This window comes from Planococcus halocryophilus (assembly GCF_022489025.1).
In the GTDB taxonomy this organism is placed as follows: domain Bacteria; phylum Bacillota; class Bacilli; order Bacillales_A; family Planococcaceae; genus Planococcus; species Planococcus halocryophilus_A.
Genome location: NZ_JAKVTG010000012.1, coordinates 65,222 through 87,859, shown reverse-complemented (window position 1 = coordinate 87,859; position 22,638 = coordinate 65,222). Strand labels below are relative to the sequence as shown.

The window sequence follows — 22,638 nt, the reverse complement described above, 5'->3', positions numbered from 1 at the left end:
TGAGTTAATCAGAGTCACAAAAAAAGACTGGGCGCAATTAATCTTGCACCCAGTCTTTCTTATAGTTGTGGAGAAAATTTTGTTTTGTACGAGACCTATACTAGGGTGAACTACACAATAAATTTCGTGAACCAAGCAATGTACCTTGCCCCGGGTAAAAAAAATAACTGAGCAAGTAGCGTTCCTAGTAAGCGGGAAGCAATCATCATTAGAGCGATGCTTTTAAGATTTAAGTAACTGCCGCGCCGATTGAGGACATCATCGGCTAATACAGAGATTTTTGGATCGACGAAAACAATTAACAGAATAGTAGCCAATCCGTTGATAAGACCAGAAGCCATAATTGCAGTAGCAGCTCTTTCAGGAACAATGATGGCTGCATAAAGCGCAGCAAGAACGCCAATTGTGTAAACTGCGGTAATGATCATATTGATAAAAAATAACTGAACCGGAATATCCTTTAAACGGACGCCTTTTAAGTAAGATGGTTTTGGTAGATGAACGTGTCCAATGCCCCTCCTAATATAGCCAATGTTCATTCCTTTTTTGACCAGTCCGGGTATCGATCCTCTTTCGGCTGAAAGATGAATGATTGCACGTGAAAATATAGAGATGAAAGTTGGAAGTAAGAGGATCCCAAGCATTGTGCCGATAGTAGACGAACCGATAATAATTCGGTATTGTGCTTCCACAAATTCAAAGGTGTTAATTTCTGGAGCAGAATCAATCAAACTCCCCGTAAATGGTTGTTGCATCATATTCGCCAAACGAGAGACCATTACCATGACATTGAATAAGGATAGCGCAGATGCCAGCAGGCGAACTCTTACTCCAGATAATCGAACGGCATAGGCAAGTGTTTCTATAGAGTGAATGATTAAAACGAAAAGAGCAATCAAAATTAATTTCTCTGTGAAAAGTTCCAATAGAAAACCTACTTTAATTTTTATCCTTATATTACCATAGCTCTTTAAATAAAAAATGAAAAGTAAGAATATTAATAGCCGGTTTAATATTTAAAAGCATATCGTAAACATCAAACTGCAAATATAGAGCATATTACATTTTATTAAATTTATGTAATATTTGTTAAATACCATTGACGATGATGGATGCATTCGGTAAAGTTTAATGGAATGATAGAAAAAACTGTAAATTAAAAATAATCAGATGTTATTAATTTGCAATTTTTTGAACAAGATCAGAGATATTAGTAGGGTAAACAGAAACACTTATAACAAAAGGAGGACGACATGACGATGGATAAAAGTTTATGGGGGAAATCAGCAAAGGCGTTATTATCAGTAGGGATGGCTGCAATGCTGTGGGTACCGAGTTCACAAACAACGGTTCAAGCAGCTGCTCCAGCAAGCGATCTTTTTATTTCGGAATACATAGAAGGTAGCAGCTTGAATAAAGCAATCGAAATTTACAACGGAACGGGTGCTTCAATCGAGTTGAGCCCTTATTCGGTAGCGTTGTATGCAAACGGCAGCACATCCGCGCAAAGTGAGATGGCACTTTCCGGTACGGTTGCCAGCGGGGATACAGTAGTTCTCTATCATGGCAGTGCAGATTCGGCGATTCAAAGCAAAGGAGATTTACAAAACAACAGCGTAATCAATTTTAACGGTGATGATGTATTGGTACTGGAAAAAGGTGGGGTACCAATTGATTCAATGGGCCAAGTGGGATCAAACGCTGAATTTGCGAAAGATGTCACGCTGGTTCGCAATCCGGATATACAATCTGGCGACAGCGTCGTGAATGACGCATTTAATCCATCGACTGAATGGACTACGTATCCCACGAATACATTTGATCACTTAGGAAGCCATACAATGAATGGCTATGGTGAAACGCCAACTCCAACTCCATCTGCTTATTATGAATCTGCAGATGGTTTGCAAGGAGCGGCGTTGAAATCGGAACTCCATGAAATTATCGATGACCACCAACAACTTAGTTATTCACAAGTGTGGGACGCGTTAAAAATAACGGACGAAGACCCGAATAACTCGAACAATGTCTTGTTATTATATACAGGAGAGTCGCGTTCAAAATCGTTGAATGGCGGGAATGTGGGTGACTGGAATCGCGAGCACACATGGGCAAAGTCTCATGGGAATTTTGGAACAGCGGTGGGTGCAGGGACGGATATCCACCATTTGCGCCCAACTGATGTACAAGTGAATGGAATGCGCGGAAACTTAGACTTTAATTATGGCGGCTCTGCAGTGAGCGGTTGCGATGGCTGTTTGCGCACAGCTAATTCCTGGGAACCACCGAATGATGTAAAAGGCGACGTTGCCCGTATGTTGTTTTATATGGCAGTTCGCTATGAGTCAGATGACTCGGTGGATTTGGAATTGAACGACCAGGTGAATAATGGTTCAACGCCTTATCATGGCAAGATTTCTGTTTTGCTGGAGTGGCATGCACAAGATCCTGTCAGCACTTGGGAAGAGCAGCGCAACGAAAAGATTGAAGACATTCAAGGCAACCGAAATCCATTTATTGATCATCCAGAATGGGCCGAATCGATTTGGTAAGTAATTTTCGTGCTTTGTTTGTATAATAGATTAATAGGTTTTAATTTTATTCCTAGTCTATGCAAAACCGATTATTAAGAAAGCAGAAGCTCCTATTTGAGCTTCTGCTTTTTTATTTCCAAAATTATCTAGCTATTAATCTATGTCCTGAGTATATTTAATGTATATTAACTGTTTTTCTCTATATTTTAGTGGATAAAGTTTATCCTATAAGAGGAGTTGGAAGATTGTTGAAAAGAATACTAGCAGTTATCGTTAGCGCAAGTATATTAGCATTAGCTGTTTCTGCGTTAAATTATGTTCCACAAAATCAAAGAGAATCAGATGTGTATTATTTAGGTATCGTCGTATATTTCATTTCAACTATATGGATTTATCTACTGTACTACTTGGTAGTCGGTGTTCCTTCCTCTTGGATAATAGATAAATACAGAAAACAATATAAAGAAAAGACTAATGTAAATCAATATTTTATGGAAGTATCTCTTTATTCTCTTGTAGGGTTATTTTTGGGAACAGCTTATTACTTACTAATGGGTTCTGAGCAAGCTTATTTGTACAACTTTATTGAAACAATAGGATTTTGGGTCGTGGCGTTACTTTTGTACTTTCAAGCTTTATGGATTCTTGAAAGAGGCCATTTAGCAAAATACGCTAAAGGGTGAATAATCGTCTATATGAATCGTATGTAGCAATTGTTAGAAAATATCTAGCCAATTTAAAAACGGACGACGAAAAATAGTTATTTTTCTTCGTCCGTTTTATATTTAGTTATTTACTTGCACAGCATCGGTTTTTGAAACCGGACTTTTCATGAAGTTCCCGTCTTTTCTGAAATTCCCCATTACTTCCATCGTTTCGCTAATGCTAACGAATGCTTGTGGATCAACTTTTTTGATCAATGGTCGTACAAATGCCAATTCATGACGGCTAATAACACTATAAAGAACTTTTACTTTAGCCGCTGAATAAGCGCCTTCGCCATCTACTACTGTGATTCCTCTGTCTAGGTTATCAAGCAATGCTTTTTTGACGGCATCTCCTTGATTTGTCACAACCATCAAGCTCAGTTTGATATGACGCGTGTGAACACGGTCAACTACCAGTCCGGTGATGTAAATGGAAGCCATCGTATACATTGCTAACTCCCATGAAAAGATAAAACCAGATACAAAAACAACTGCACTGTTTAAACTAAAAACAAGTGCTCCTAGTGGAATATCTCGTTTGATTGACAACAAAAGGCCAATGACGTCAAATCCGCCAGTCGAACTATAATACCGAATAATGATTCCAACTGCTATACCTGAAATGACGCCACCGAAGACTGAAGAAAGCAGTGCATCTTCTGTGATTTTGACGACAGGAATGTAGAGCATAGATATAGATGTGACCACTACAGAAAACAAACTGTTGGCGATAAAAGTCTTACCGAGCTTCATCCAGCCTACTACAAGAATTGGAACATTCAAGATAATCATCCAAAGTCCAGCATTCAGTGGTGTTACCAACCCGAACATCATCGCAATACCTGTTACGCCACCCGCTAGTATTTCATGTGGCAATAAAAACATATTAGCTGCAAATCCAAGAACAATTGAAGAAACAAAAATAAGCAATAATCTCATCCATTTATTCATAACCAAACTCCAATCTTAAGGGTAGCCTAAGCCTTATCCATTCTATTTTTTATCCCACAAAAAAAGGGCGTGCATTTGCACGTCACCTTAAGACTATTTATCATAATGGACTTTTTTTAGTGTTAATCAAAACTACGACCATGTGAATAAATTGCTTTTTTATAGCGATACAATATTTCATATTATAGTGGCTTCAGGCCGAAAAATGCAAGCTTTGTAGTTTAGTTCTTATAATTTTTAATACAGCAAAGGCTTCAAATAGATTTTCTTTTAGATTTGAATATAACTTAACATAACAGCAAGTATCTTAAGTTATCTGCATAAGAGTCTAAACCTAGGACTCCATAGGATGAAGGTTTACGATATAATGTTTGTCCATAAAAGATAATTATACTGGAGTACATAATGTAGGTTAGGAGTGGGAAAATGAAGAAACATATATTGTTGTATGGAGGAATTTTGATTATAGCTTTATCATTTCTAGGACTGTATGATTTATGATTACCAAAAGTAGGCCCTATTGGGAATGGTCCACCCACAACTTTCATTTGGTTTATCTTTTCTATTCTAATATTGGTTGGATTGGCTTTAACAGCGATATCTATAGTTAAATTTCGAAATGAAAAAAATACCAAAAACTAATGAACACTCTTCAGGATTCACTTTTTAACTTGAAAAAATTATCAAGCTGCCTACAGAATCTTTAATCAAATAGCCTTCAAAGGATGGAATCATAATGGATAAATGCGAGTACAAGAAATTCTATGAGACAGTTGGGAATTTAAACGGTTGGGATTTTAGCAAATTACAAGTTATGAGTGACGAACCAAAATGGGACTTTTATGATGAAGTAAAAAGAAGGGCTCAAACAACTGATATCCTTTTAGATATTGGTACAGGTGGTGGAGAAAAAATGCTAACCATTGCGCCAGCATTGGAATTGACAGTTGGAATTGATTTATCGCATACGATGATTCAAGTAGCAAAAGAAAATCTTAAAAAATCTAACTTACCGAACGTGCAGTTTTTGCATATGTCTTCAGACAAAATCGAATTTCCTGCTAACTTCTTTAATGTTATATCAAATCGCCATGCACCATTTGATGCAAAAGAAGTTGCACGCGTTTTAAAGACAGACGGCTTGTTTTTAACTTAACAAGTGAGTGAAGCTGACAAATTGAATATCAAAACTGCTTTCAAACGAGGGCAATCCTTTAGTGAAAATGATGGCGTTTCAAAAGAAAAATATAAATGGGAATTAACAAAAGCGGGGTTTTCCGACGTGCAATCTTTTGATTATAACGTTACTGAATACTACCAAAGAACTGAAGATTTGATTTTTCTCTTGCAACATACGCCGATTATTCCGAATTTCGGTATGGAGCCAGAGGACTACTCTCGTTTAACTTCTTTTATCGAAAACAACCGAACAAAAAAAGGAATCTGCACAAACTCGAAGCGATTTTTGATCATAGCCAAAAAATAGTTAGTCAGTAAAATAGAGAATGGATTTTTTGTTAAAACCTTCCATTCTTTATTTTTTAGAATATTGTATCATTACCTCACTGTTTTATCACATACCCCTACTTTCGGAAAATAGTTTTAAATAACTACTGCTACCCAATAAAATACTCACTGTAATAAACGAATGTTATAACGAGTGCGAAAAGAAAATAGGCAAAAGAACCGAAAAAGACGAAAGAGGTCCGGGCGGCTTTATTTTTGAATGGCATCCGGATGCCAGTTTTACCTCTTAGCTGCATATCCGTTTGTTGTGTATATGGGTTGGTTCCGCCTGTGAAGCTGTGAGCTAATCCTGTGCAAACAACACTAAAGGGAATGGCTACGTCAATAAATTCAAAGTTGAAGATAGAGGAAATCAACCAATTTCCAATCCCAAGTACCAGTAATGTTAAAATAAAAATGATTGGCTTTTTCATCACTTTTCCTCCTTAGCATTCAGATTTCACTGCGGAAATTTTAAAAAAACTATAGTTTGGCAACATCTCTTTAAAAAGACCTTATTAAGTATACGCAGTAGCATACTGTTCGTTTCAATTATTTGGTAAACTGATTAGATTTTGTTACTTATAGTTGAAAAAAATAATTATTGATAATTTTAAAAAATGAGTTGATGGGGGAATCAAAGGATGTCAGATTATAAAGACGAAAAAAAACTTACCGGTGGAAATGTTTCTACTGTTTATCGTGTAGCAGACACAGTTCGCCGAGAACTAAAGCCGGAAAGCTTTAAAATCCATCAGCTTTTAAAGCATTTAGAAAAAAAGCAGTTTACTCAATCACCACGATTTTTAGGCATAGACGAAAATAGGAGAGAGATTTTAACGTATATTGAAGGAGAAGCCGGTAATTATCCTGTGAAAAAGTATATGTGGTCAGACGAAGTATTAAAAGACATTGCAAAAATGCTTCGTCTTTATCATGATTCAGTAAGTGATTTTACATTTGATGAAAATTGGCAGCCTTTAGATAATACACCTTCACCATATGAAGTAATCTGCCATAATGACTTTGCTCTATACAACCTCATTTTTAATCAAGAAAAGCCAGTTGGTATCATTGATTTTGATCATGCTTGTCCTGGTCCAAGACTTTGGGATATTGCTTATACGCTTTATACGTGTATCCCTTTATCAAGGTACAATCTAGCAGAATCAGAGGATAAAAAAGTTTACTACAATTCCTCAAAAGATGCGGATCGCATAAAGCAGCGGGTACAGTTGTTTTTCGAATCTTACGGAGATAAAGTGGATAAGAATTATTTGGAGATGGTATTGCTGCGATTAGAAGGATTATGTAAAACGATAGCAAGAAAAGCTGCTGAAGGGGATCTTGCATTTCAACAAATGATAAGTGATGGTCACATAGAACATTATCAAAAGGAAATTGAATTTATACGCGAATATGGTCATGAATGGACTTGAAAAACTAAAAAATTGCCATTTGAGAATTCCTTTTAATCCGGAAACTCAAATGGCAATTTTTCAATAGTAGACGAAATTATAGCAATCGATTATGACTTGCTAGATGTACCTAAAATACTTCGCGCAATTCAATCTGGCCTTCACCGCCTCCTTGAGGGTCGGGCATGCGCATGGCCCAATCGATAGCTTCTTCTCTTGAGTTCACATCGATAAGGATAAACCCGGCTACTACATTTTCAGGTTCGGTAAATGGGCCTTCTGTAACCACAGGATTTTCTGCTGAATTTGGATAGGAAATGCGAATTCCACTTGAACTTGGTTTCAGACCTTTCGCCATGACCCTGACTCCTGCCTCAATCAGCTCTTTATTGTATTTGTCCATAGCTTCCATAAGTTCCAAACTTGGCCTATTTCCGGCTTCTGAATTTTTTGAGGATTTAACGATTAACATAAATAACATATTTCTACCTCCTTTTTATAGTGATTTTAGTTCTGTTGTCATTAGTATATATCTTTTTTAATTAATGATCTTCTAGAAATTCGCGACAACATATTTTCTTTAGATTAATGATAGTCGGCTTTTAAGACACGCGTTTATCTAATAAGATAAACGGGAAAAAGAGCTTGTGGAAAAATATATGTTAGAGGGAGCTGAAGGAGTATGGGAAAAGATCAAAGTTCCTATTCGTTTCGTAATTTAGCGTCTGGTCTCCTTTTTGGGATGGGTTTAGTGGCGTTTATTGATGAAGCGGTTTTTCATCAAATTTTAGGATGGCATCATTTTTATGACAAATCAACCACTGCCGTTGGCTTATTTTCAGATGGCTTATTTCATGCATTCAGCTGGTTTGCGACAGTGGCTTCGTTGTTTCTATTGGCAGATCTTAAGAGAAGAAATTCTTTTTGGTTAAAAAGATGGATTAGCGGTATGTTTCTCGGAGGAGGATTATTTCAGCTTTTCGATGGACTTGTTCAACACAAACTTCTTGAACTGCATCAAATTCGCTATAATGTCGATATTCTCCCGTACGATATTATTTGGAATGTCACTGCAGTTATTATACTAATTATTGGGGTTCTGCTTTACATGCAAACGCAAAAAAGCAAAAGGACGGCAAAAGAAGGGAGATAGGTGAGCATGCATTCTCATGTTCAAGCAGCAGGTACAAGTTTCGAGGTAATCGTGACATTGTTGTTAATCTCAATGATTTTCCTCTATCTACTTGCTGCAATTAGTACAAATCGGAAATATAAGAAATGGCCAGTTTATCGATTTGTTTTTTGGATTGTAGGCGTATTTAGTGTAGGAATAGCAATGGTCGGACCGTTGGCGGAATTTGCTCATATCAATTTTAAAGGACATATGATTACACATCTGCTTTTAGGAATGTTGGCACCGCTCCTCCTTTTGCTCGCTACGCCAATGGCATTGTTATTGCGTACATTAAAAGTATCTACTGCGAGAAAGCTTACACGTGTCTTAAAAAGTCGACTGCTGCACTTTTTCACCAACCCTTTAACGGCTACTGCTCTTAATATCGGTGGCCTTTATATTCTGTATACGACTGATTTGTATATGCTGATGCATCAATCGCTTGTCCTTTATAGACTGATTCATTTGCATGTTTTTCTGGCGGGGTATTTATTTACGTTGTCCATTATTTATGTTGATGTTACACCACGTCGTTACAGCTATATGTACCGAGCCGTTGTATTGATTTTAGCATTAGCTGGACATAAGATTTTATCCAAGTATATATACGCAAATCCTCCAAAAGGCGTTCCGAGAACGGATGCTGAAGCAGGCAGTATGCTGATGTATTATGGGGGTGACATCATTGAACTTGCCTTAATTATTCTTTTTTGCTACCAATGGTATAAATCAACTGCACCACGTTTCACGAACCCTTTATACAGAACTTAAATATAGTTGTAAACTAAAAACAAATGCGTAGAAAAAAGAGGCTCTCAATAAAGAGCCTCTTTTTTCTGTGTAGAGATGTTGTGTAAAAGCCATGGAATTGCATTCTATTGACTCAGCTACACTTTAACTATTTTCTTTAGATAAACTAGGCAAAGTCTCGCGTAAGCGAATTGCTGCGATTATTCCAGCACTCAAAGGCAAGATAGCGACTAACCCGATAGCCCAACCGACATTTAGTAAATCCGTCAATATGCCGGCAAATAATGCCCCAAAAGCATATCCACTATCTCTCCAAAAACGATAAACTCCCATTGAAGAAGCTCTCCATGACGGATCTGCGATATCGCTTATAGAAGCTTGCAATGTGGGATAAACCATCGCAGTTCCAACACCTAACAGGATAGCTGCAACGATCCACGTATTGTATTCATTCACGAGTAAGATCATCCATAATGAAATGGCTTGTAGCCACATGCCACCAACAATCAACTTTTTTCTGCCAATTTTATCGCTAAGAAAACCTGTGAAGAGTTGGAAAAAGCCCCAGGAAGCCGGATAAATAGCAACCAGTAATCCGATTTGCGATAAGCTGAGCCCAACGCTTGCAAAAAATATCGGAAACAGTCCCCAAGCCATACCATCTTTCAGATTTGTACTCAGTCCTGAAAAAGTGAGGATAGATAAATTTTTATTTTTATAAGTTGTATTTTTAAAAATATCTGCCGCTGAAAGTGTCGTATTTTTAGTAGAGGTGCTAGCTTGTAATTTAATGTGTGCTTGAGTATCTTTTACAATTAGCGACAAAGCAAAGCCAATTACGACAATGACAATTCCGATATAAAAAGGTTCTGGTCGGTTTGAATAACTCGAAGCAATAAAACCTGAAACAGCTGCCATAACCGCTACTCCCGTATACCCTGCAAATTCATTAAACCCAACAGCGAACCCTCGTTGAGTAGGTTTTGCTAAATCAATTTTCATGTTCACAGTCATAGACCACGTAAGTCCCTGATTAATACCTAAGAAAATATTCGCGACTACAATCATCCACCATGAGCTTGCGAAGATCACCAGTAAAGGGACGAGTAACCCCACACTCCAACCCACAAGTAAGACTTTTTTCCTTCCAAATCGGTCGGCGATGGCTCCTGCGAAATAGTTTACAATAGCTTTTGAGAATCCAAAACTAATGATGAAGGATAATGCCGCGCTTGTGGAGACTAAGCCGAAATCTTCTTCGCCGATAATTGGGAGGATGGTTCTTTCTAAGCCAACCATAGACCCCACAAAAAAGTTTGTTACAACTAACAGGATGAAATTCAGTAAATTTTCTTTGATGCCAATTTGTACAGTTTTCATAATTCCCACCTTCAACAAAAGGTTTTCTTTTTGTTATTTTTTTATTCATCTATTTTTACTGTTCACTTTGCGGTCGAGTATTTAGTATATCAATAGTACAGGATCGAATCGATTAGCAAAACTGAGGCAATGACAGGAATATTAAATAAATAGGTGACCCATGCACTTTCAATATTCAAATACTTGTACTCATAAAAAATTTTAAAGAACACTAAAATTACCCAAGAAGCGAGTGTCGCCCGCTTTATCAAAAATATCAATTCAATAGCAAAGGCATTGTCGAAAACCAACATAAACAAAACAAAAGAGTAAACAAATGGATACATTAATAGCAATACACCTAAAAGGTTAATCGTGCGAAGAATTGAAACAGCCCAATTGATGCGAGAGTAGGGAGTTTCTCTTAGTGTTTCCAGTTTCAACATTTTTCTTATGACAAACTCCACTAAAACATGCAACACAATGTAAATATACAAGTAAATAAAAATACTAACAGCAAAATAAACATCGTAGTCTGTCACACAAAGTCACGTCTCCCTTGTTAGTCAAATATGGTGTGGGTAAATAATCTTATTAAACAATTGAAGCAAACGGCTATGAATAAGTAAAGGAGGAATTCCTGGGTTTACTAGGTTGTCATTCTTTTCTCCTCTAATAAACTAGTGCACATTTCAAAGCGTTTGGAACAAATGTTAAAATAAATAAATTAGAAAAACTTTGAAAATCTTGTAACGAAATCTATATTTTTCAGATATATAACGTGAAAGGAGGTAGAAGTGTGGATGAACTTACGGAAATATATGAACAACACGCAGAGCAGGTCTATAAATACTTGATTTCACTTTGCCGGAATGTGGATATAGCAGAAGAATTGACGCAAGAAGCCTTTTATCAAGCGATTCGCTCAATTAACAATTACAATGGCGAATGTAAAATGTCGGTTTGGCTCTGTCAAATTGCTAAACATACTTATTATAAGTACGTCGACAAGCAAGTCAAACAAGTTAATCAACTACATACTGAAGATCAAGCAAAGTCTTTAGAGCGAGATTTAATCGCTAGTGAAAACAAGATTGAACTTTTCCGTATGGTTCATTTTCTTGAAGAGCCTTATAAGGAGATTGTATTGCTGCGACTTTTAGGAGACTTGTCTTTTAAAGAAATTGGTGAAATTCATCAACGAAACGAAAACTGGGCCAGAGTGTCTTTTTACAGAGCAAAATTAAAGTAGAGAGAGCGAGGAACTGTCTATGAAAAATGAATGTTACATAGTCCGTGATTTAATGCCATCTTACATCGATCAGCTATGCAGTGATGAAAGCAAAGGATTTATCGAACAGCATGTAAAGGATTGTGCGTCATGTTCTCACATATGGCAGCAGATGAGAGCGGAATTGAATGATGGAGAAAAAGTCGAACTGCCAAGTCGAATAGAGCAGAAAAAACCGTTTGAAAAAGTATCAAATTTATTAAAGGCCCAAGGCAACTTTTCGCAATTCTTAAAGGCTTCTTTTTGGATTTCACTGTTAATTACCATTGTTCTTTTAGCATTCTCTTTTAACAATTTCATCCCATGGCAAGAAAATCAACAAGAAGCTGAGAGAGTAGAACAACAACGTCAAGAGATTATGGATAAGGCCATTGCGGCATTATCAGTAGAAGGAATGCCTGACAAAACAGCATTACAAACTGTATTTGATCAGTACGAAGAACAACTGCAACATATTGCCGTATTCGTTAAAGAAGATGTAGGAGATAATAGTTCGTTGCCAGCAGAGCCCAGTGCGATGTTTCCTATTGATTATGAAAAAGCATTGCTTTTTGTAGGTGAAAATGGAGAAATTACGGAACCGATTGTTTCAAATGATTATGACATTGGCACAATTGTGATGGCTAGCGGAGAGAGTTTGGTCCAATTTGAATACAAAAACGCATATTTACAAACCGTCGAAAATGCCCATCAAACAAAATACTATTCTCTTAAAGTTTGGGAGTTATTTTCTTTGCCCCTCGCATTTGGTTTGATCACTTTGTTTATTTTTGCTATATGGAGTTACCAAAAGAGAATCATGAAACCGATGGAACTTCAAATTGGTTGAACTGCTGAAAGCGAAATTCACTTGTATCCAAAAGAGAGAACCAAGGCTACATGTATAGTCTCGGCTCTCTCTCTTTATTTAAAGTTATAGCTGGTCAGTGGTCTACGATCCACCTCGACTTCTTAACTTATTTCGAAATCGAAGACTTCATGATCCGTGAAATTATTCTCCACCGCTCGTATAATGATTATCCCCCATTTGGTAATTAGAGCTTTCGCCAGGTCTAGTATGAGGATTGATGGCATTGTGAGAAGTATCATTTCTTTTTTTTCGCTTCCATTCAATTAGTGCGCCAAGTGAAATTAGTGACGCAATGGGAACTATAAAAATCCACATGTTAGTTTCACGTCCTTTCTACTAAAATCTTTTAAATGGTTAATACCTTATGAAAATTTTAACATAGAGGCTGGGAAAAAAATACAGTGAACAATAGTGAGCAGCTAAATTTTATCTTATAATAAAGACTGGTAAGTATTTTTTCTGGTAAAGTAAACTAAATGGGATATAGAGGGAATGTGTTACTGAATTTCTTCAGAAATACAAAACAACACGAAGTACGGGCATTTGAACCAAACACCAATTAATCGTTTAGATCTTTGGAAAGAGGGATATTATTGTTTTTTGAAAACGCTCGGCCGACAATAAAGCAGAAACAAGGACAGAACAAAGCGATTAAAATAAGTCATGAATTTTATGGTTGGGCTCTATTAGGTCATGCGATTTACTCGATTTTTTTCTTATCTAAATTTAATGCCTCTTTTTGGATTTTGGTATGTGGTTCCATTATTTATTCCGCGAGTAATTTCTACTTTTCTAAAAGGAGAGATTGATTTGAAAATTACTTATTACTGGATTAGTGTTGTTGTTCTTCTAATCGCAACTATTTTATTGTTTAGCAAAGGAATGGATTTAAGGTCTATCGGAACAGATGTTGATGGAATTGGTATTGGTGTCTATTTTTTGTTTTTTGAAATAAATGACCGAGTACCATTACAAAACATACCGACTTATGCGTTTGGATTTTTCACTGCAAGTATCATAACTGCTTTAGCTGCAACGATTATGGTGTGGGGGAAATGGAAAGTGATTAAATAATAACTTACTTCTTTTCTGCTTTACACAAATCAGCCAAAAGAAAGAGATGATTCGAATGACAGAAGCAATTAGATTCAGACTGGCGACACGTGAGGATTTAGAAATAATTGTTGAAATGCTTGCTAATGATCCATTAGGCAGTCAACGAGAACATTACGAGCAACCTTTACCTTCTGGCTATATCGAAGCCTTCCATGCAATTTCAAAGGATCCCAATAATGAATTGGTGGTTGCCTGTATAGAACATGAAATTATTGGCGTACAACAAATTACATTTACACCATACATAACATATCAAGGAGGGTGGAGAGCTACAATTGAAGGCGTTCGAACTTCTCCTTCAGTACGGGGGAAAGGTGTTGGAACACAGCTTATCCAATGGGCGATTCAACGTGCAAAAGATCGAGGGTGTCATTTAGTACAATTGACTACAGATAAAAAAAGAACAGATGCTTTGAGATTTTACGAACGCCTTGGGTTTGTAGCCTCTCATGAAGGAATGAAACTAAAGTTATAGTTATATTTAATAGATAGAGAAGAAGAAAGGGTGGCTGAAATAGTTCTATTTCAGCCACCCTTTGCTTTTTAGTTTTATCTTTCTACTAAAAATTTTTTACCATAATCAAATCGGTTTGTTCATCATCACCCACAAAAAAGGAGTGAGAGCTATTTTGAACAAACCCTTTTTTCTCATAAAACCCAATAGCATTTTCATTTTCTTCCCAAACACCTAGCCAAATTGTCTTTTTCCCGAACTCCTGCGCAACTTCCATCGCTTTATTGAGCAGTTGTTTTCCGAGTCCATATTTTTGATAAAGCTTTTTAATGTAAATTCGTTCAACTTCGAGTGAATCTTCACCCATCGCTTCAGTCTGTGCTTCACTTGTATTTACTTTAAGATAACCTGCTATTTGATCATTGAAATAAATAAAGAAAAATAGGGAGGAAGGGTTGGCTAACTCTTTCTTTAGCTTACTCAAATTATAAGCTTTTTCTAAATAGGCATGTAAATGGTCCGGTGAATTATAATCTTTAAAAGTATCGCTAAACGTAGAAATACTAATTTCCTGTAATTCAATTACATCCATTTCGTTACACGTTCTGATTATGGTTGTCATAAAATCGATTGCTCCTTCAACTGGCTAATAATTCCGTTTATTTCCTTTTTTCACAAGGTCCCAATCTTTTTCAATGTTTTTTCGGATTTGCTGAAGAATATCAAGTGTAGCTTGTTCATCTGCTTTTGAAAAACCTTGCAAAGCAACACGATTGGAATAGACATTTTCTCTTATAATGATGGGGTAGACCGTTTTTCCTTTTTCAGTTGGATATAGTTTTTTGTTCTTTTTATTAGATGGATCGTCCTTTTTCTCGATAAAGCCATTTTTCTCAAGCTTTTGTAGAGCACGAGTAGCTGTTGAGCGATCTACTTTGATCATGTCCAATAACTGTTCTTGAATCATTCCTGGATTTTCACAAATGCGGACCACGTATAAGTATTGCCCCTTTGTTAAATCCAGTTCTTTAAATTCGATATTGCTTATTGAATCTAAGGCCCGTGCAATCATACCGATTTCGCGCAAAATATCTTTCATACATTTCTCTCCAGTCAAATTTCTATTGCTAATGTCATCAAACATAGTATATATTGAACTTAACTTAATTTTGTTGCATTTGCAACAAAAAATATATTTAAAGAAGTGATTCGATTGAAGTATATTTTTTATATAATAGGTATTTTGTTGTTAACTTTAGGTATTGCCTGTACCATTCAATCAGATTTGGGAACATCTCCATTTGATGCCGTGTTAGTTGGGTTAGCTAGTAATGTAGGTCTTACAGTGGGAAGCTGGGAAGTCATAGTAGCTCTTCTATTAATTGGCTGTAACTCTTTTTTAATAAGACAAAAGCCAGAGGTGTTAGGTTTGGTAACCGCTATTATCACAGGTATCGGAATTGATCTATGGCTTTTTGTGTTGAGTAACTTATTAATTGTCGAATCGGTACAAGGTCAAGCTATCTATTTCGGAGTGGGTCTTTTTTTAATAGGCGTAGGAACCGCAACTTATTTGCACACGAATTTCGCGCCCATTCCAGTAGATCGCTTAACCTTAATCTTGAAAGATATCACAAAAACCAATTTATTTGTTGGAAGAACGTTAATTTATCTGTTGTTTTTGGTTGTTGCGTTATTACTCGGAGGGCCAATCGGCATCGGAACGATATTAACGGTTTGTTTTGCAGGACTATTGCTTAATATCTTTATGAATCCAATTGCAAAAGCAATCGATCGCGTCATTGTACCACCAGTCACTTCAAATCAATAAAAGGAGAGTGTGAGATGAGTAAATTGTTAATACTGGGAGCCAGTGGATTAGTGGGAAGAGCGTTAGTTGAAGAATGCAAAGAAAGTTTTGAAATATTCGGTACGTATTCCACATCGCCTATAGACCTTCCTGAAAACAACCAGTTTCAACTAAACGTTAGTGAATTAGAGCAACTGAAAAACATCATTCGCAAAGTAAATCCTGATGCCGTGGTTTCGTGTTTAAGAGGGGACTTTGACCAGCAACTACGATTTCATAAAGAGTTGGCATTAGAGTTAATAGAAACGAACGGGGTTTGTTATTACGTCTCTACTGCCAACGTATTTGACGGAGATTACACTAAACATCACTCTGAAGAAGACAACCTAAATGCTGAGTCTGTATACGGGAAATTTAAAATTAGCTGTGAGCACGGTTTAACACAAATTTTAAATGAACGCGCTGTGATAATAAGAATTCCGCAAATATGGGGAAAACAGTCCCCAAGACTTAAGGGGATCGAATCTGCAATTGAAGAAGGTCAACTTGAGGTATACGACAATTTAGCATGCAATCATTTATCCGACACCTTATTGGCCAAACAGTTAAAATACATCATAGAAAATAAGTTAGAAGGAATCTTTCACCTCGGAACTGTTGATATGATGATTCATCAGCAATTTATAGAAGAGCTAGTAAAAAAGCTTACGGATAAAAAAGTCGAACTAAACGTAAAGTCGATTCCAAATGTCACTGGAATATGCCATTTTGGTTTAACAAGTGTCCGACACGACATTCCTGCAAACTTACAACTAACCAATCAAGAGCTAATCGACTATTTAATCGGACCAAGTGAATAAAAAAATCATAAAAAAGAACTTCAAATGAAGTTCTTTTTTGTTTGTGAAACATTCAGTTAATTACTGACCAGTGTAGTCAACTCGTGTGATAATGAGATTGACCAGAGTAGTCAAATTTTTTTGGTTAAAAAGGGGGAGCCCAGTGGAAGACTTATTAAAAAACGTAGATCTTGAAAAAAGAGATCGAATCCTAAATAGTGCCATGAAAGAGTTTAGTAAAAACACATTCCAAAAAGCATCAACCAATAAGATTGTTGAAGATGCAGGAATTTCTAAAGGTCTGTTATTCCATTACTTTGGAAACAAGGAAAAGCTGTATAAGTACTTAAAGTTTTTTACGTTTAAAGTAATGACTGACGAAATTAACAATGAATTGGATTGGAACAATCAAGACATTCTCGTGCGATTAAAAGAAATATCAATGATAAAACTTAAAGTTTTTCAAAAGTATCCCTACTTAATGGACTTTTCACTGTTACTTTTTAAAGATTCGACTGTTGAAGAGATTATGCACCAATATCCAGATTTTCCGTTAAAGCTTTATAGCCAAGTCTATACGCACAATATAGATTATTCTCTTTTTAAAGAAAATCTTGATGTAGAAAAAGCGTTGAACATCATCAAGTGGACGATGGAAAAATTCAGTGACGAATTCAGAAGAGATCTCGAACTAGGTGTTACCAAATTTGATAATCAATCAGTGGAAAAAGAAATTTCCAAGTACATCGACATGCTTAAAAAATGCTTTTATCGATAGATCTAGTCAAGAAAAGGAGGGAATCTGATGATTTCTGTTAAAAATTTATACCACTCTTATAACAAAGACGGAAAGTATCAAGTAAAAGACGTTAGTTTTGAAGTCGCGAATGGTGAAGTGTTCGGTTTTTTAGGTCCATCTGGAGCAGGTAAGTCAACTGCCCTCAATATTCTTACAGGTCTTTTACCTCTTCAACAAGGCGAAGTCGTGGTAGGGGGATATGATTTAAAAAAGGTTTCAAACGAGAGGTTCAATAAAATCGGAATGAGTTTCGAACAGTCAAATGTATATAGCAAACTCACAGCTAAAGAAAATTTAGATTTTTACCGAAAATTGTTTGATGTGCCAACGCTAGATTCGCATACGCTATTAAAGCTTGTTGGTTTAGAAGGCAAAGAACATGTAAAGGCTGGTGAGTTTTCAAAAGGTATGAAGCATCGGCTCACTTTTGCAAGGTCGATGATTAATAATCCGGAAATGTGGTTTTTAGATGAACCGACTACGGGACTTGACCCATCTATTGCTGCAGATATTAAAGACATCATCAAAGAAAAAAACAAAGAAGGCGTGACGGTATTTTTAACGACACATAACATGTTTATTGCAGACGAACTGTGTGACCGAGTGGCTTTTATCGTTGATGGAGAAATTAAATTAATTGATTCACCAAAAAATTTAAAGCTGCAATACGGCGATAAACTCGTTGAAGTGGAATATATAGAAAAAGGAGAAGTGATAAAAACGACCTTGTCTACTGTATTGCCAGAAGATAAAAGAGAGCTACAAAAGATTATTGAACACCATGACATTCAAACGATGCATACAAAAGAAGCTACGCTTGAAGAAATCTTCATAAAGGTCACTGGAAGGGGGCTTGTTTAACATGAAACTCTTTTCTAGCTTTATAAAAGAGTTAAAGCTAGCCTCACGAGGGTTTTACTTTTACATCGAATTGTTTATGGCGGTAATCATTTTAGCGGTATTTCTGTTGTTGGTTCCCGATAACTTTAATAACCAAAGAACGGAATATATCTACTTTGATATGCCAAGTCAAACGAGTGAGTTGTTTTTACAAGAAATCTTACGAGAAGACACTGATGGGAAAGCAACGCCTGTCAAAGTTGAAGTAGATAAACAAGAAAAAGACGCTATGCTATACACCACGACGGACCAAAAAATATACGTATTAACGAGCCGTGAAGATGTCATCTATATGGCAGATAAAGAAAAGAAAATTGCTGCGGTAGTGAAATTAGACGGTGATAACACGATAAACTATGAATATTACTTACAAGGATATGAATCCGAAAAGTTTAAGAACCTATTAAAAATACTTCATGTGGAGTCCAATGAAACCATAGAAGCTGCGATGAACAATCAAGACGTTAGGCCTTTAGCAAACAATTTCAATGTGTTATCAGATAGAGAGAATATGATGCCGTCCGTTTTAGTGTTTAATGGAGCGCTTATGGGGTTGTTTATTATTGCCGCATACATCTTCTTAGATAGAAAAGAAGGGGTCATTATGGCATATGCCGTTACACCTTCTCCTGTTTGGCAATACTTGTTGAGTAAAGTTGGTGTCATCCTGGTGACTACAATCCTATCGAGTTTTTTAGTCGTCATTCCAATAATGGGAACTCAGCCTGATTATTTATTATTGCTACTTTTGTTAGTAACTACTGCTTTTTTTTCATCGGCACTTGGGCTTTTAATAGCGAGCTTCTACAAAAATGTGACACAAGCTTTTGGAGCGATTTATGGGTTTATGTTGTTAATGGTTCTTCCCAATATTGCTTATTTCATCCCAAGTTGGAATCCGGATTACCTAAAACTAATCCCTACCTATCCCATGTTAGAAGGCTTTAAATCGGTGCTGCTCGGAAATAATGATTGGTTATATGTGTTAACTATATCAAGTGGATTTTTATTGGTAGGAGTTATTTTGTTCAGCATTTCAAACCGAAGATATAAGAAAACACTTTTAGGGTAAGGAGGAATAGCGATGATTCGGAAAATCTGGGCGATATTCAGAAGAGACTTAAAAGTGAACTTGAAAGATTCGATTGCTCTTTATATCTTATTCATTCCAATTCTTCTTGCTGTTTTAATAAATCTATTTACACCAGGGATAAATGAAACGACAGTAGGATTGGCTTTACTAGAAGGAGATAACACCAGTCAAGTAAACTATTTAGAGCAATTTGCAGAAGTGGAACTTTTTAAAACTGTCGAGCAAGTACAAGAACGAGTTGAAGAAAGAGATGCCACAATCGGCATACTTCCAGAAAACGATCGTTATTATTTAATGACACAAGGCAATGAGCCCGAGGGCATTGTCGATTATGCAAAAATAGTAAACAGTTTTTATGAGCTAGATATTACGATTGAAGATACCAATAGTGAACTATTCGACTTTGAAAGAACTGTACCACCCTTTAAAAAGACTTTAGTGAACACAATGATTCTCCTAATATCGATCCTTGGTGGTATGCTCATTGCATTGAATATCGTTGAAGAAAAGGCAGATAACACATTAAGTGCGATTAACTTAACTCCAGCAGGAAGACTCACATTCGTTCTAGGGAAAAGTGTAATCGGGGTTCTGCTTTCCGTAATTGGTACTATTGCTTTAATCGTCATTACCGGTTTTGGAACAGTGAATCTATTGCAGTTATTGCTAGTCTTGCTGGTAACGAGTTTACTTAGTATATCAGTCGGTTTTATCCAAGGGCTGACTAGTAGCGACATAATGACCGCAGCCGGAAGTATCAAAATATTGTTTCTCCCTTTACTTGCAGGAGTGTTAGCAATTGAAATGTTGGGGGATAAGTGGCAAAAATTCTTTTATTGGAACCCTTTTTACTGGGCCTACAAAGGGAACGATCTGATTTTGTCTCAAAGTGGAACATGGGGGCAGATTTTTATGTATTCTGGTATCGTTTTGCTAATTAGTGGGATTGTTTATCTTTTTTTAGCACCAAAGATTCGAAAAGGACTCGAATGATAAGAAAATCATATGCAAAATAGATATATTTGGGGAAGAAGCTTATAGTTAAGCTTCTTTTTTTTGATTATTAGGAAATAAGTATACAATTTTTGTTTATTTTATGGGAATTAATGTTATTCTATTAATGATGAATTAGTTTCTGTTAATTTACAGTAGTCATTTTGAAATCATGCTAATTCTAGTGCTTACGAAAAAATAATATAGTTTATCAAATTTATGTGAGTCCTATCGCAATTGGAGGAGACTAATGATGAATCAATTAATAACGCAAAACTGGAATTTAGATTCTTTATATAAAGGTGGGAGCCAATCAATTCAATTGGTTAATCTAATACATCGTATAATGGATAATTTACATATTCTAACCAAGAATCTTGAAGTACATAAAACGAGCATAAAAAAGCAAAATTTAAAACCACTACTCTCCATGGTTCAACAGTTTCAATCGATATTGAGCGAGTGGGAAGAAGTGGATGAATTTCTGCTTTGCGCCTATTCTGAAAATGTCGATAACAGTTCGGCAATCAGCCTGGTTAAGAAAAGTGACAACTTAAAAGCAGAAATAGACACGTTAAAAGTGAAATTAAATCAACTTCTTGTATCTTTACCAGAAGATACATGGAATGAATTTATCAATTTAGAAGAAATAAAACCAATTTCATTTTATTTAGTTAAGCAAAAAAAAGATGCCAATGATCGTTTACCTCCTGAGATGGAAAGGTTAATCAGTGTGATGTCTGTAAATGGCATAAAAGGATGGGAGCAACAACAACAACTTATGCTATCGAAATTGAAAGTATTGCTTGAAGTGGACGGAGAAAAAAAGCCGGTCCCCATTGGCCAAGCTTTAAATTATGCTATTCACTCTAAAGACAACGAACTTCGTAAACAAGCGTCACAAGGCATAAAAGAGGCATGCGAAGCCGAAGCCACTTCATTCGCTTCTGTATTCAATCATATTGCTGGTTCTCGTCTAGATATATATGAACAACGAGGATGGACCAATTTATTAAAAGAAGCGGTTGAACAAAACGACATAAATGAAGAAACAATTCATTTAGCGATTGCTTCAATTGATGAAAACAAAAAATGGTATACGACTTATATTCAACGTAAGCTCGAGTTGAGTCGAGCTAAGAAAACTAGTTGGTTTGATTTAGTAACCCCATTGTTTGCACCTATTGAAAAAATTTCATATGACGAAGCGAGAACAATTATTCTTACACAATTTTATGGGTTTAGTGAAAAGTTAGGACGATTTGCAGAAAGGGTATTTGAGGCAGACTGGATTGAAAGTGAAAATCGACCTAATAAAGCGGAAAGTGGATTTTGTACATCTATGCCCTTATCTAAAGAGAGTCGCATATTTTTAACTTACCGAGAGACATACCAAGATGTCTTAACGTTAGCTCATGAACTCGGGCATGCGTATCATAACTTCATCATTCACGACGAACCTGCACTCGCCCAGCAAAAAGGGATCAGCGTCGCTGAGACCGCCTCCACATTTATGGAGAATTTGGTGTTGGATGCTGTAATCGATCAAACAAGCAATAAGCAGGATAAACTCGCTCTTCTAGAGTTGAAAATCAAAAATGGACTTATGTATGTAGGAGCCGTACCAAACATGTTCCGATTTGAACAAGCATTTTATGAAAAAAGAAAACAAGGGCCATTATCTGTTCAAGAAATAAATGGATTGTTAAGCGACGTAGAAAATTCTTTCTACGAAGGACAGATTGAAGATTTAGCACTTTATAAATGGATGTATACTAGTCATTTTTACGATGCGGAAAAACCTTTTTACAATATTCCTTATACAATTGGCTATTTGTTTAGCAATGGCATATATGAGATGGCGAATTTAGAACCAAATGGCTTTGAAGAACGTTATGATGAACTTTTACGGAACTCCGGGAGAATGACAGTCGAACAACTGGCACAAACCTTTTTAAATGTAGATATATCCAAGCGAGAATTTTGGCATGCTTCACAACAGCCTTTGAAAGATGCAATTGACGAGTACATGAGACTGACTGAGAAGTATTGCGTGATAGACTAACAATAATTTTATGAAATAGAGCTAAAAAA

At 36.3% G+C, this 22,638-nt stretch carries 25 protein-coding genes and 2 pseudogenes; 18 read left to right on the top strand and 9 right to left on the bottom strand.

Annotated elements, in window-relative coordinates; all coding sequences use genetic code 11:
• Positions 1–110 precede the first annotated feature (110 nt).
• Positions 111–926, bottom strand: coding sequence for a lipid II flippase Amj family protein (locus MLE13_RS13365; RefSeq protein ID WP_240750176.1), 816 nt, complete (start codon positions 924–926; stop codon positions 111–113).
• Positions 927–1,253: 327 nt separating this feature from the next.
• Between MLE13_RS13365 and MLE13_RS18080 the strand changes: the two are divergent.
• The 3 genes and pseudogenes from MLE13_RS18080 to MLE13_RS13355 form a co-directional block, all read left to right on the top strand.
• Positions 1,254–1,679 (top strand): annotated as a pseudogene (locus MLE13_RS18080) (lamin tail domain-containing protein); the annotation flags it as partial.
• Between the two features lie 9 nt (positions 1,680–1,688).
• Complete coding sequence (locus MLE13_RS13360; protein ID WP_430905218.1) at positions 1,689–2,552, top strand: endonuclease I family protein; 864 nt, start codon at positions 1,689–1,691, stop codon at positions 2,550–2,552.
• Positions 2,553–2,779: 227 nt separating this feature from the next.
• Positions 2,780–3,217, top strand: a complete 438-nt coding sequence (locus MLE13_RS13355) for a hypothetical protein (protein WP_240750175.1) — start codon at positions 2,780–2,782, stop codon at positions 3,215–3,217.
• A gap of 102 nt (positions 3,218–3,319) precedes the next feature.
• Here MLE13_RS13355 and MLE13_RS13350 read toward each other — a convergent pair whose 3' ends face one another.
• Positions 3,320–4,192: a YitT family protein gene (locus MLE13_RS13350; protein ID WP_240750174.1), complete on the bottom strand. Its 873-nt coding sequence runs from the start codon at positions 4,190–4,192 to the stop codon at positions 3,320–3,322.
• A gap of 736 nt (positions 4,193–4,928) precedes the next feature.
• Here MLE13_RS13350 and MLE13_RS13345 point away from each other — a divergent pair.
• Positions 4,929–5,678: pseudogene (locus tag MLE13_RS13345) on the top strand (class I SAM-dependent methyltransferase).
• A gap of 130 nt (positions 5,679–5,808) precedes the next feature.
• On the opposite strand, the gene MLE13_RS13340 reads toward MLE13_RS13345, so the two are convergent.
• Positions 5,809–6,132: a hypothetical protein gene (locus MLE13_RS13340; RefSeq protein WP_240750173.1), complete on the bottom strand. Its 324-nt coding sequence runs from the start codon at positions 6,130–6,132 to the stop codon at positions 5,809–5,811.
• A gap of 210 nt (positions 6,133–6,342) precedes the next feature.
• On the opposite strand from MLE13_RS13340, the gene MLE13_RS13335 reads away from it, so the two are divergent.
• Positions 6,343–7,137 (top strand): phosphotransferase enzyme family protein, encoded by a 795-nt coding sequence (locus tag MLE13_RS13335; RefSeq protein ID WP_240750172.1) that lies wholly within the window; start codon positions 6,343–6,345, stop codon positions 7,135–7,137.
• Between the two features lie 109 nt (positions 7,138–7,246).
• Here the strand turns inward: MLE13_RS13335 and MLE13_RS13330 are convergent, their stop codons facing one another.
• Positions 7,247–7,597, bottom strand: coding sequence for a YciI family protein (locus MLE13_RS13330; RefSeq protein ID WP_240750171.1), 351 nt, complete (start codon positions 7,595–7,597; stop codon positions 7,247–7,249).
• A 201-nt stretch (positions 7,598–7,798) separates the two neighbouring features.
• On the opposite strand from MLE13_RS13330, the gene MLE13_RS13325 reads away from it, so the two are divergent.
• Both MLE13_RS13325 and MLE13_RS13320 read left to right on the top strand, forming a co-directional pair.
• Positions 7,799–8,269 (top strand): DUF2243 domain-containing protein, encoded by a 471-nt coding sequence (locus MLE13_RS13325; RefSeq protein ID WP_240750170.1) that lies wholly within the window; start codon positions 7,799–7,801, stop codon positions 8,267–8,269.
• 6 nt (positions 8,270–8,275) lie between these two features.
• Positions 8,276–9,061: a cytochrome c oxidase assembly protein gene (locus tag MLE13_RS13320; protein ID WP_240750189.1), complete on the top strand. Its 786-nt coding sequence runs from the start codon at positions 8,276–8,278 to the stop codon at positions 9,059–9,061.
• Between the two features lie 123 nt (positions 9,062–9,184).
• On the opposite strand, the gene MLE13_RS13315 is transcribed toward MLE13_RS13320, so the two are convergent.
• Together MLE13_RS13315 and MLE13_RS13310 are read right to left on the bottom strand one after the other, a co-directional pair.
• Entirely contained in the window at positions 9,185–10,420 is a 1,236-nt protein-coding gene (locus MLE13_RS13315) for an MFS transporter (protein ID WP_240750169.1), read from the bottom strand.
• Positions 10,421–10,509: 89 nt separating this feature from the next.
• Positions 10,510–10,941: a hypothetical protein gene (locus MLE13_RS13310; protein WP_240750168.1), complete on the bottom strand. Its 432-nt coding sequence runs from the start codon at positions 10,939–10,941 to the stop codon at positions 10,510–10,512.
• A gap of 257 nt (positions 10,942–11,198) precedes the next feature.
• On the opposite strand from MLE13_RS13310, the gene MLE13_RS13305 reads away from it, so the two are divergent.
• Entirely contained in the window at positions 11,199–11,651 is a 453-nt protein-coding gene (locus MLE13_RS13305; RefSeq protein WP_240750167.1) for an RNA polymerase sigma factor, read from the top strand.
• Between the two features lie 19 nt (positions 11,652–11,670).
• Entirely contained in the window at positions 11,671–12,519 is an 849-nt protein-coding gene (locus MLE13_RS13300; protein ID WP_240750166.1) for a zf-HC2 domain-containing protein, read from the top strand.
• 162 nt (positions 12,520–12,681) lie between these two features.
• On the opposite strand, the gene MLE13_RS13295 is transcribed toward MLE13_RS13300, so the two are convergent.
• Positions 12,682–12,855, bottom strand: coding sequence for a hypothetical protein (locus MLE13_RS13295; RefSeq protein ID WP_240750165.1), 174 nt, complete (start codon positions 12,853–12,855; stop codon positions 12,682–12,684).
• Between the two features lie 495 nt (positions 12,856–13,350).
• Here MLE13_RS13295 and MLE13_RS13290 point away from each other — a divergent pair, with 495 nt between their 5' ends.
• Positions 13,351–13,614: a hypothetical protein gene (locus MLE13_RS13290; RefSeq protein ID WP_240750164.1), complete on the top strand. Its 264-nt coding sequence runs from the start codon at positions 13,351–13,353 to the stop codon at positions 13,612–13,614.
• Between the two features lie 55 nt (positions 13,615–13,669).
• The gene (locus MLE13_RS13285; RefSeq protein ID WP_240750163.1) at positions 13,670–14,131 is read left to right on the top strand and encodes a GNAT family N-acetyltransferase; all 462 of its coding nucleotides are present in this window, start codon (positions 13,670–13,672) and stop codon (positions 14,129–14,131) included.
• 85 nt (positions 14,132–14,216) lie between these two features.
• Here MLE13_RS13285 and MLE13_RS13280 read toward each other — a convergent pair whose 3' ends face one another.
• Together MLE13_RS13280 and MLE13_RS13275 are read right to left on the bottom strand one after the other, a co-directional pair.
• Entirely contained in the window at positions 14,217–14,732 is a 516-nt protein-coding gene (locus tag MLE13_RS13280) for a GNAT family N-acetyltransferase (RefSeq protein ID WP_240750162.1), read from the bottom strand.
• A 24-nt stretch (positions 14,733–14,756) separates the two neighbouring features.
• On the bottom strand, positions 14,757–15,209 hold the full coding sequence (locus MLE13_RS13275) for a MarR family winged helix-turn-helix transcriptional regulator (RefSeq protein ID WP_240750161.1): 453 nt from the start codon (positions 15,207–15,209) through the stop codon (positions 14,757–14,759).
• A gap of 114 nt (positions 15,210–15,323) precedes the next feature.
• On the opposite strand from MLE13_RS13275, the gene MLE13_RS13270 reads away from it, so the two are divergent.
• The 7 genes from MLE13_RS13270 to MLE13_RS13240 all read left to right on the top strand — a co-directional run bounded on the left by MLE13_RS13270 (position 15,324) and on the right by MLE13_RS13240 (position 22,609).
• Positions 15,324–15,941, top strand: coding sequence for a YczE/YyaS/YitT family protein (locus tag MLE13_RS13270; RefSeq protein WP_240750160.1), 618 nt, complete (start codon positions 15,324–15,326; stop codon positions 15,939–15,941).
• Positions 15,942–15,955: 14 nt separating this feature from the next.
• Positions 15,956–16,780 carry a sugar nucleotide-binding protein gene (locus MLE13_RS13265; protein WP_240750159.1) on the top strand — a complete coding sequence of 275 codons (825 nt, stop codon included), beginning with the start codon at positions 15,956–15,958 and terminating at the stop codon, positions 16,778–16,780.
• Between the two features lie 142 nt (positions 16,781–16,922).
• On the top strand, positions 16,923–17,537 hold the full coding sequence (locus tag MLE13_RS13260; protein ID WP_240750158.1) for a TetR/AcrR family transcriptional regulator: 615 nt from the start codon (positions 16,923–16,925) through the stop codon (positions 17,535–17,537).
• A gap of 27 nt (positions 17,538–17,564) precedes the next feature.
• Positions 17,565–18,419, top strand: coding sequence for an ABC transporter ATP-binding protein (locus tag MLE13_RS13255; RefSeq protein WP_240750157.1), 855 nt, complete (start codon positions 17,565–17,567; stop codon positions 18,417–18,419).
• A 1-nt stretch (position 18,420) separates the two neighbouring features.
• Positions 18,421–19,530: an ABC transporter permease gene (locus tag MLE13_RS13250; RefSeq protein WP_240750156.1), complete on the top strand. Its 1,110-nt coding sequence runs from the start codon at positions 18,421–18,423 to the stop codon at positions 19,528–19,530.
• Between the two features lie 12 nt (positions 19,531–19,542).
• Positions 19,543–20,544, top strand: coding sequence for an ABC transporter permease (locus MLE13_RS13245; RefSeq protein ID WP_240750155.1), 1,002 nt, complete (start codon positions 19,543–19,545; stop codon positions 20,542–20,544).
• 253 nt (positions 20,545–20,797) lie between these two features.
• On the top strand, positions 20,798–22,609 hold the full coding sequence (locus MLE13_RS13240; protein WP_240750154.1) for a M3 family oligoendopeptidase: 1,812 nt from the start codon (positions 20,798–20,800) through the stop codon (positions 22,607–22,609).
• Positions 22,610–22,638: the final 29 nt, after the last annotated feature.

Excerpts from the sequence above, each read along its gene's own strand:
- MLE13_RS13350 (WP_240750174.1), bottom strand. The coding sequence starts at position 4,192 with ATGAATAAATGGATGAGATTATTGCTTATTTTTGTTTCTTCAATTGTT.
- MLE13_RS13340 (WP_240750173.1), bottom strand. The coding sequence starts at position 6,132 with ATGAAAAAGCCAATCATTTTTATTTTAACATTACTGGTACTTGGGATT.
- MLE13_RS13335 (WP_240750172.1), top strand. The coding sequence starts at position 6,343 with ATGTCAGATTATAAAGACGAAAAAAAACTTACCGGTGGAAATGTTTCT.
- MLE13_RS13330 (WP_240750171.1), bottom strand. The coding sequence starts at position 7,597 with ATGTTATTTATGTTAATCGTTAAATCCTCAAAAAATTCAGAAGCCGGA.
- MLE13_RS13325 (WP_240750170.1), top strand. The coding sequence starts at position 7,799 with ATGGGAAAAGATCAAAGTTCCTATTCGTTTCGTAATTTAGCGTCTGGT.
- MLE13_RS13320 (WP_240750189.1), top strand. The coding sequence starts at position 8,276 with ATGCATTCTCATGTTCAAGCAGCAGGTACAAGTTTCGAGGTAATCGTG.
- MLE13_RS13315 (WP_240750169.1), bottom strand. The coding sequence starts at position 10,420 with ATGAAAACTGTACAAATTGGCATCAAAGAAAATTTACTGAATTTCATC.
- MLE13_RS13300 (WP_240750166.1), top strand. The coding sequence starts at position 11,671 with ATGAAAAATGAATGTTACATAGTCCGTGATTTAATGCCATCTTACATC.
- MLE13_RS13295 (WP_240750165.1), bottom strand. The coding sequence starts at position 12,855 with ATGTGGATTTTTATAGTTCCCATTGCGTCACTAATTTCACTTGGCGCA.
- MLE13_RS13285 (WP_240750163.1), top strand. The coding sequence starts at position 13,670 with ATGACAGAAGCAATTAGATTCAGACTGGCGACACGTGAGGATTTAGAA.
- MLE13_RS13280 (WP_240750162.1), bottom strand. The coding sequence starts at position 14,732 with ATGACAACCATAATCAGAACGTGTAACGAAATGGATGTAATTGAATTA.
- MLE13_RS13275 (WP_240750161.1), bottom strand. The coding sequence starts at position 15,209 with ATGAAAGATATTTTGCGCGAAATCGGTATGATTGCACGGGCCTTAGAT.
- MLE13_RS13265 (WP_240750159.1), top strand. The coding sequence starts at position 15,956 with ATGAGTAAATTGTTAATACTGGGAGCCAGTGGATTAGTGGGAAGAGCG.
- MLE13_RS13255 (WP_240750157.1), top strand. The coding sequence starts at position 17,565 with ATGATTTCTGTTAAAAATTTATACCACTCTTATAACAAAGACGGAAAG.
- MLE13_RS13250 (WP_240750156.1), top strand. The coding sequence starts at position 18,421 with ATGAAACTCTTTTCTAGCTTTATAAAAGAGTTAAAGCTAGCCTCACGA.
- MLE13_RS13245 (WP_240750155.1), top strand. The coding sequence starts at position 19,543 with ATGATTCGGAAAATCTGGGCGATATTCAGAAGAGACTTAAAAGTGAAC.
- MLE13_RS13240 (WP_240750154.1), top strand. The coding sequence starts at position 20,798 with ATGAATCAATTAATAACGCAAAACTGGAATTTAGATTCTTTATATAAA.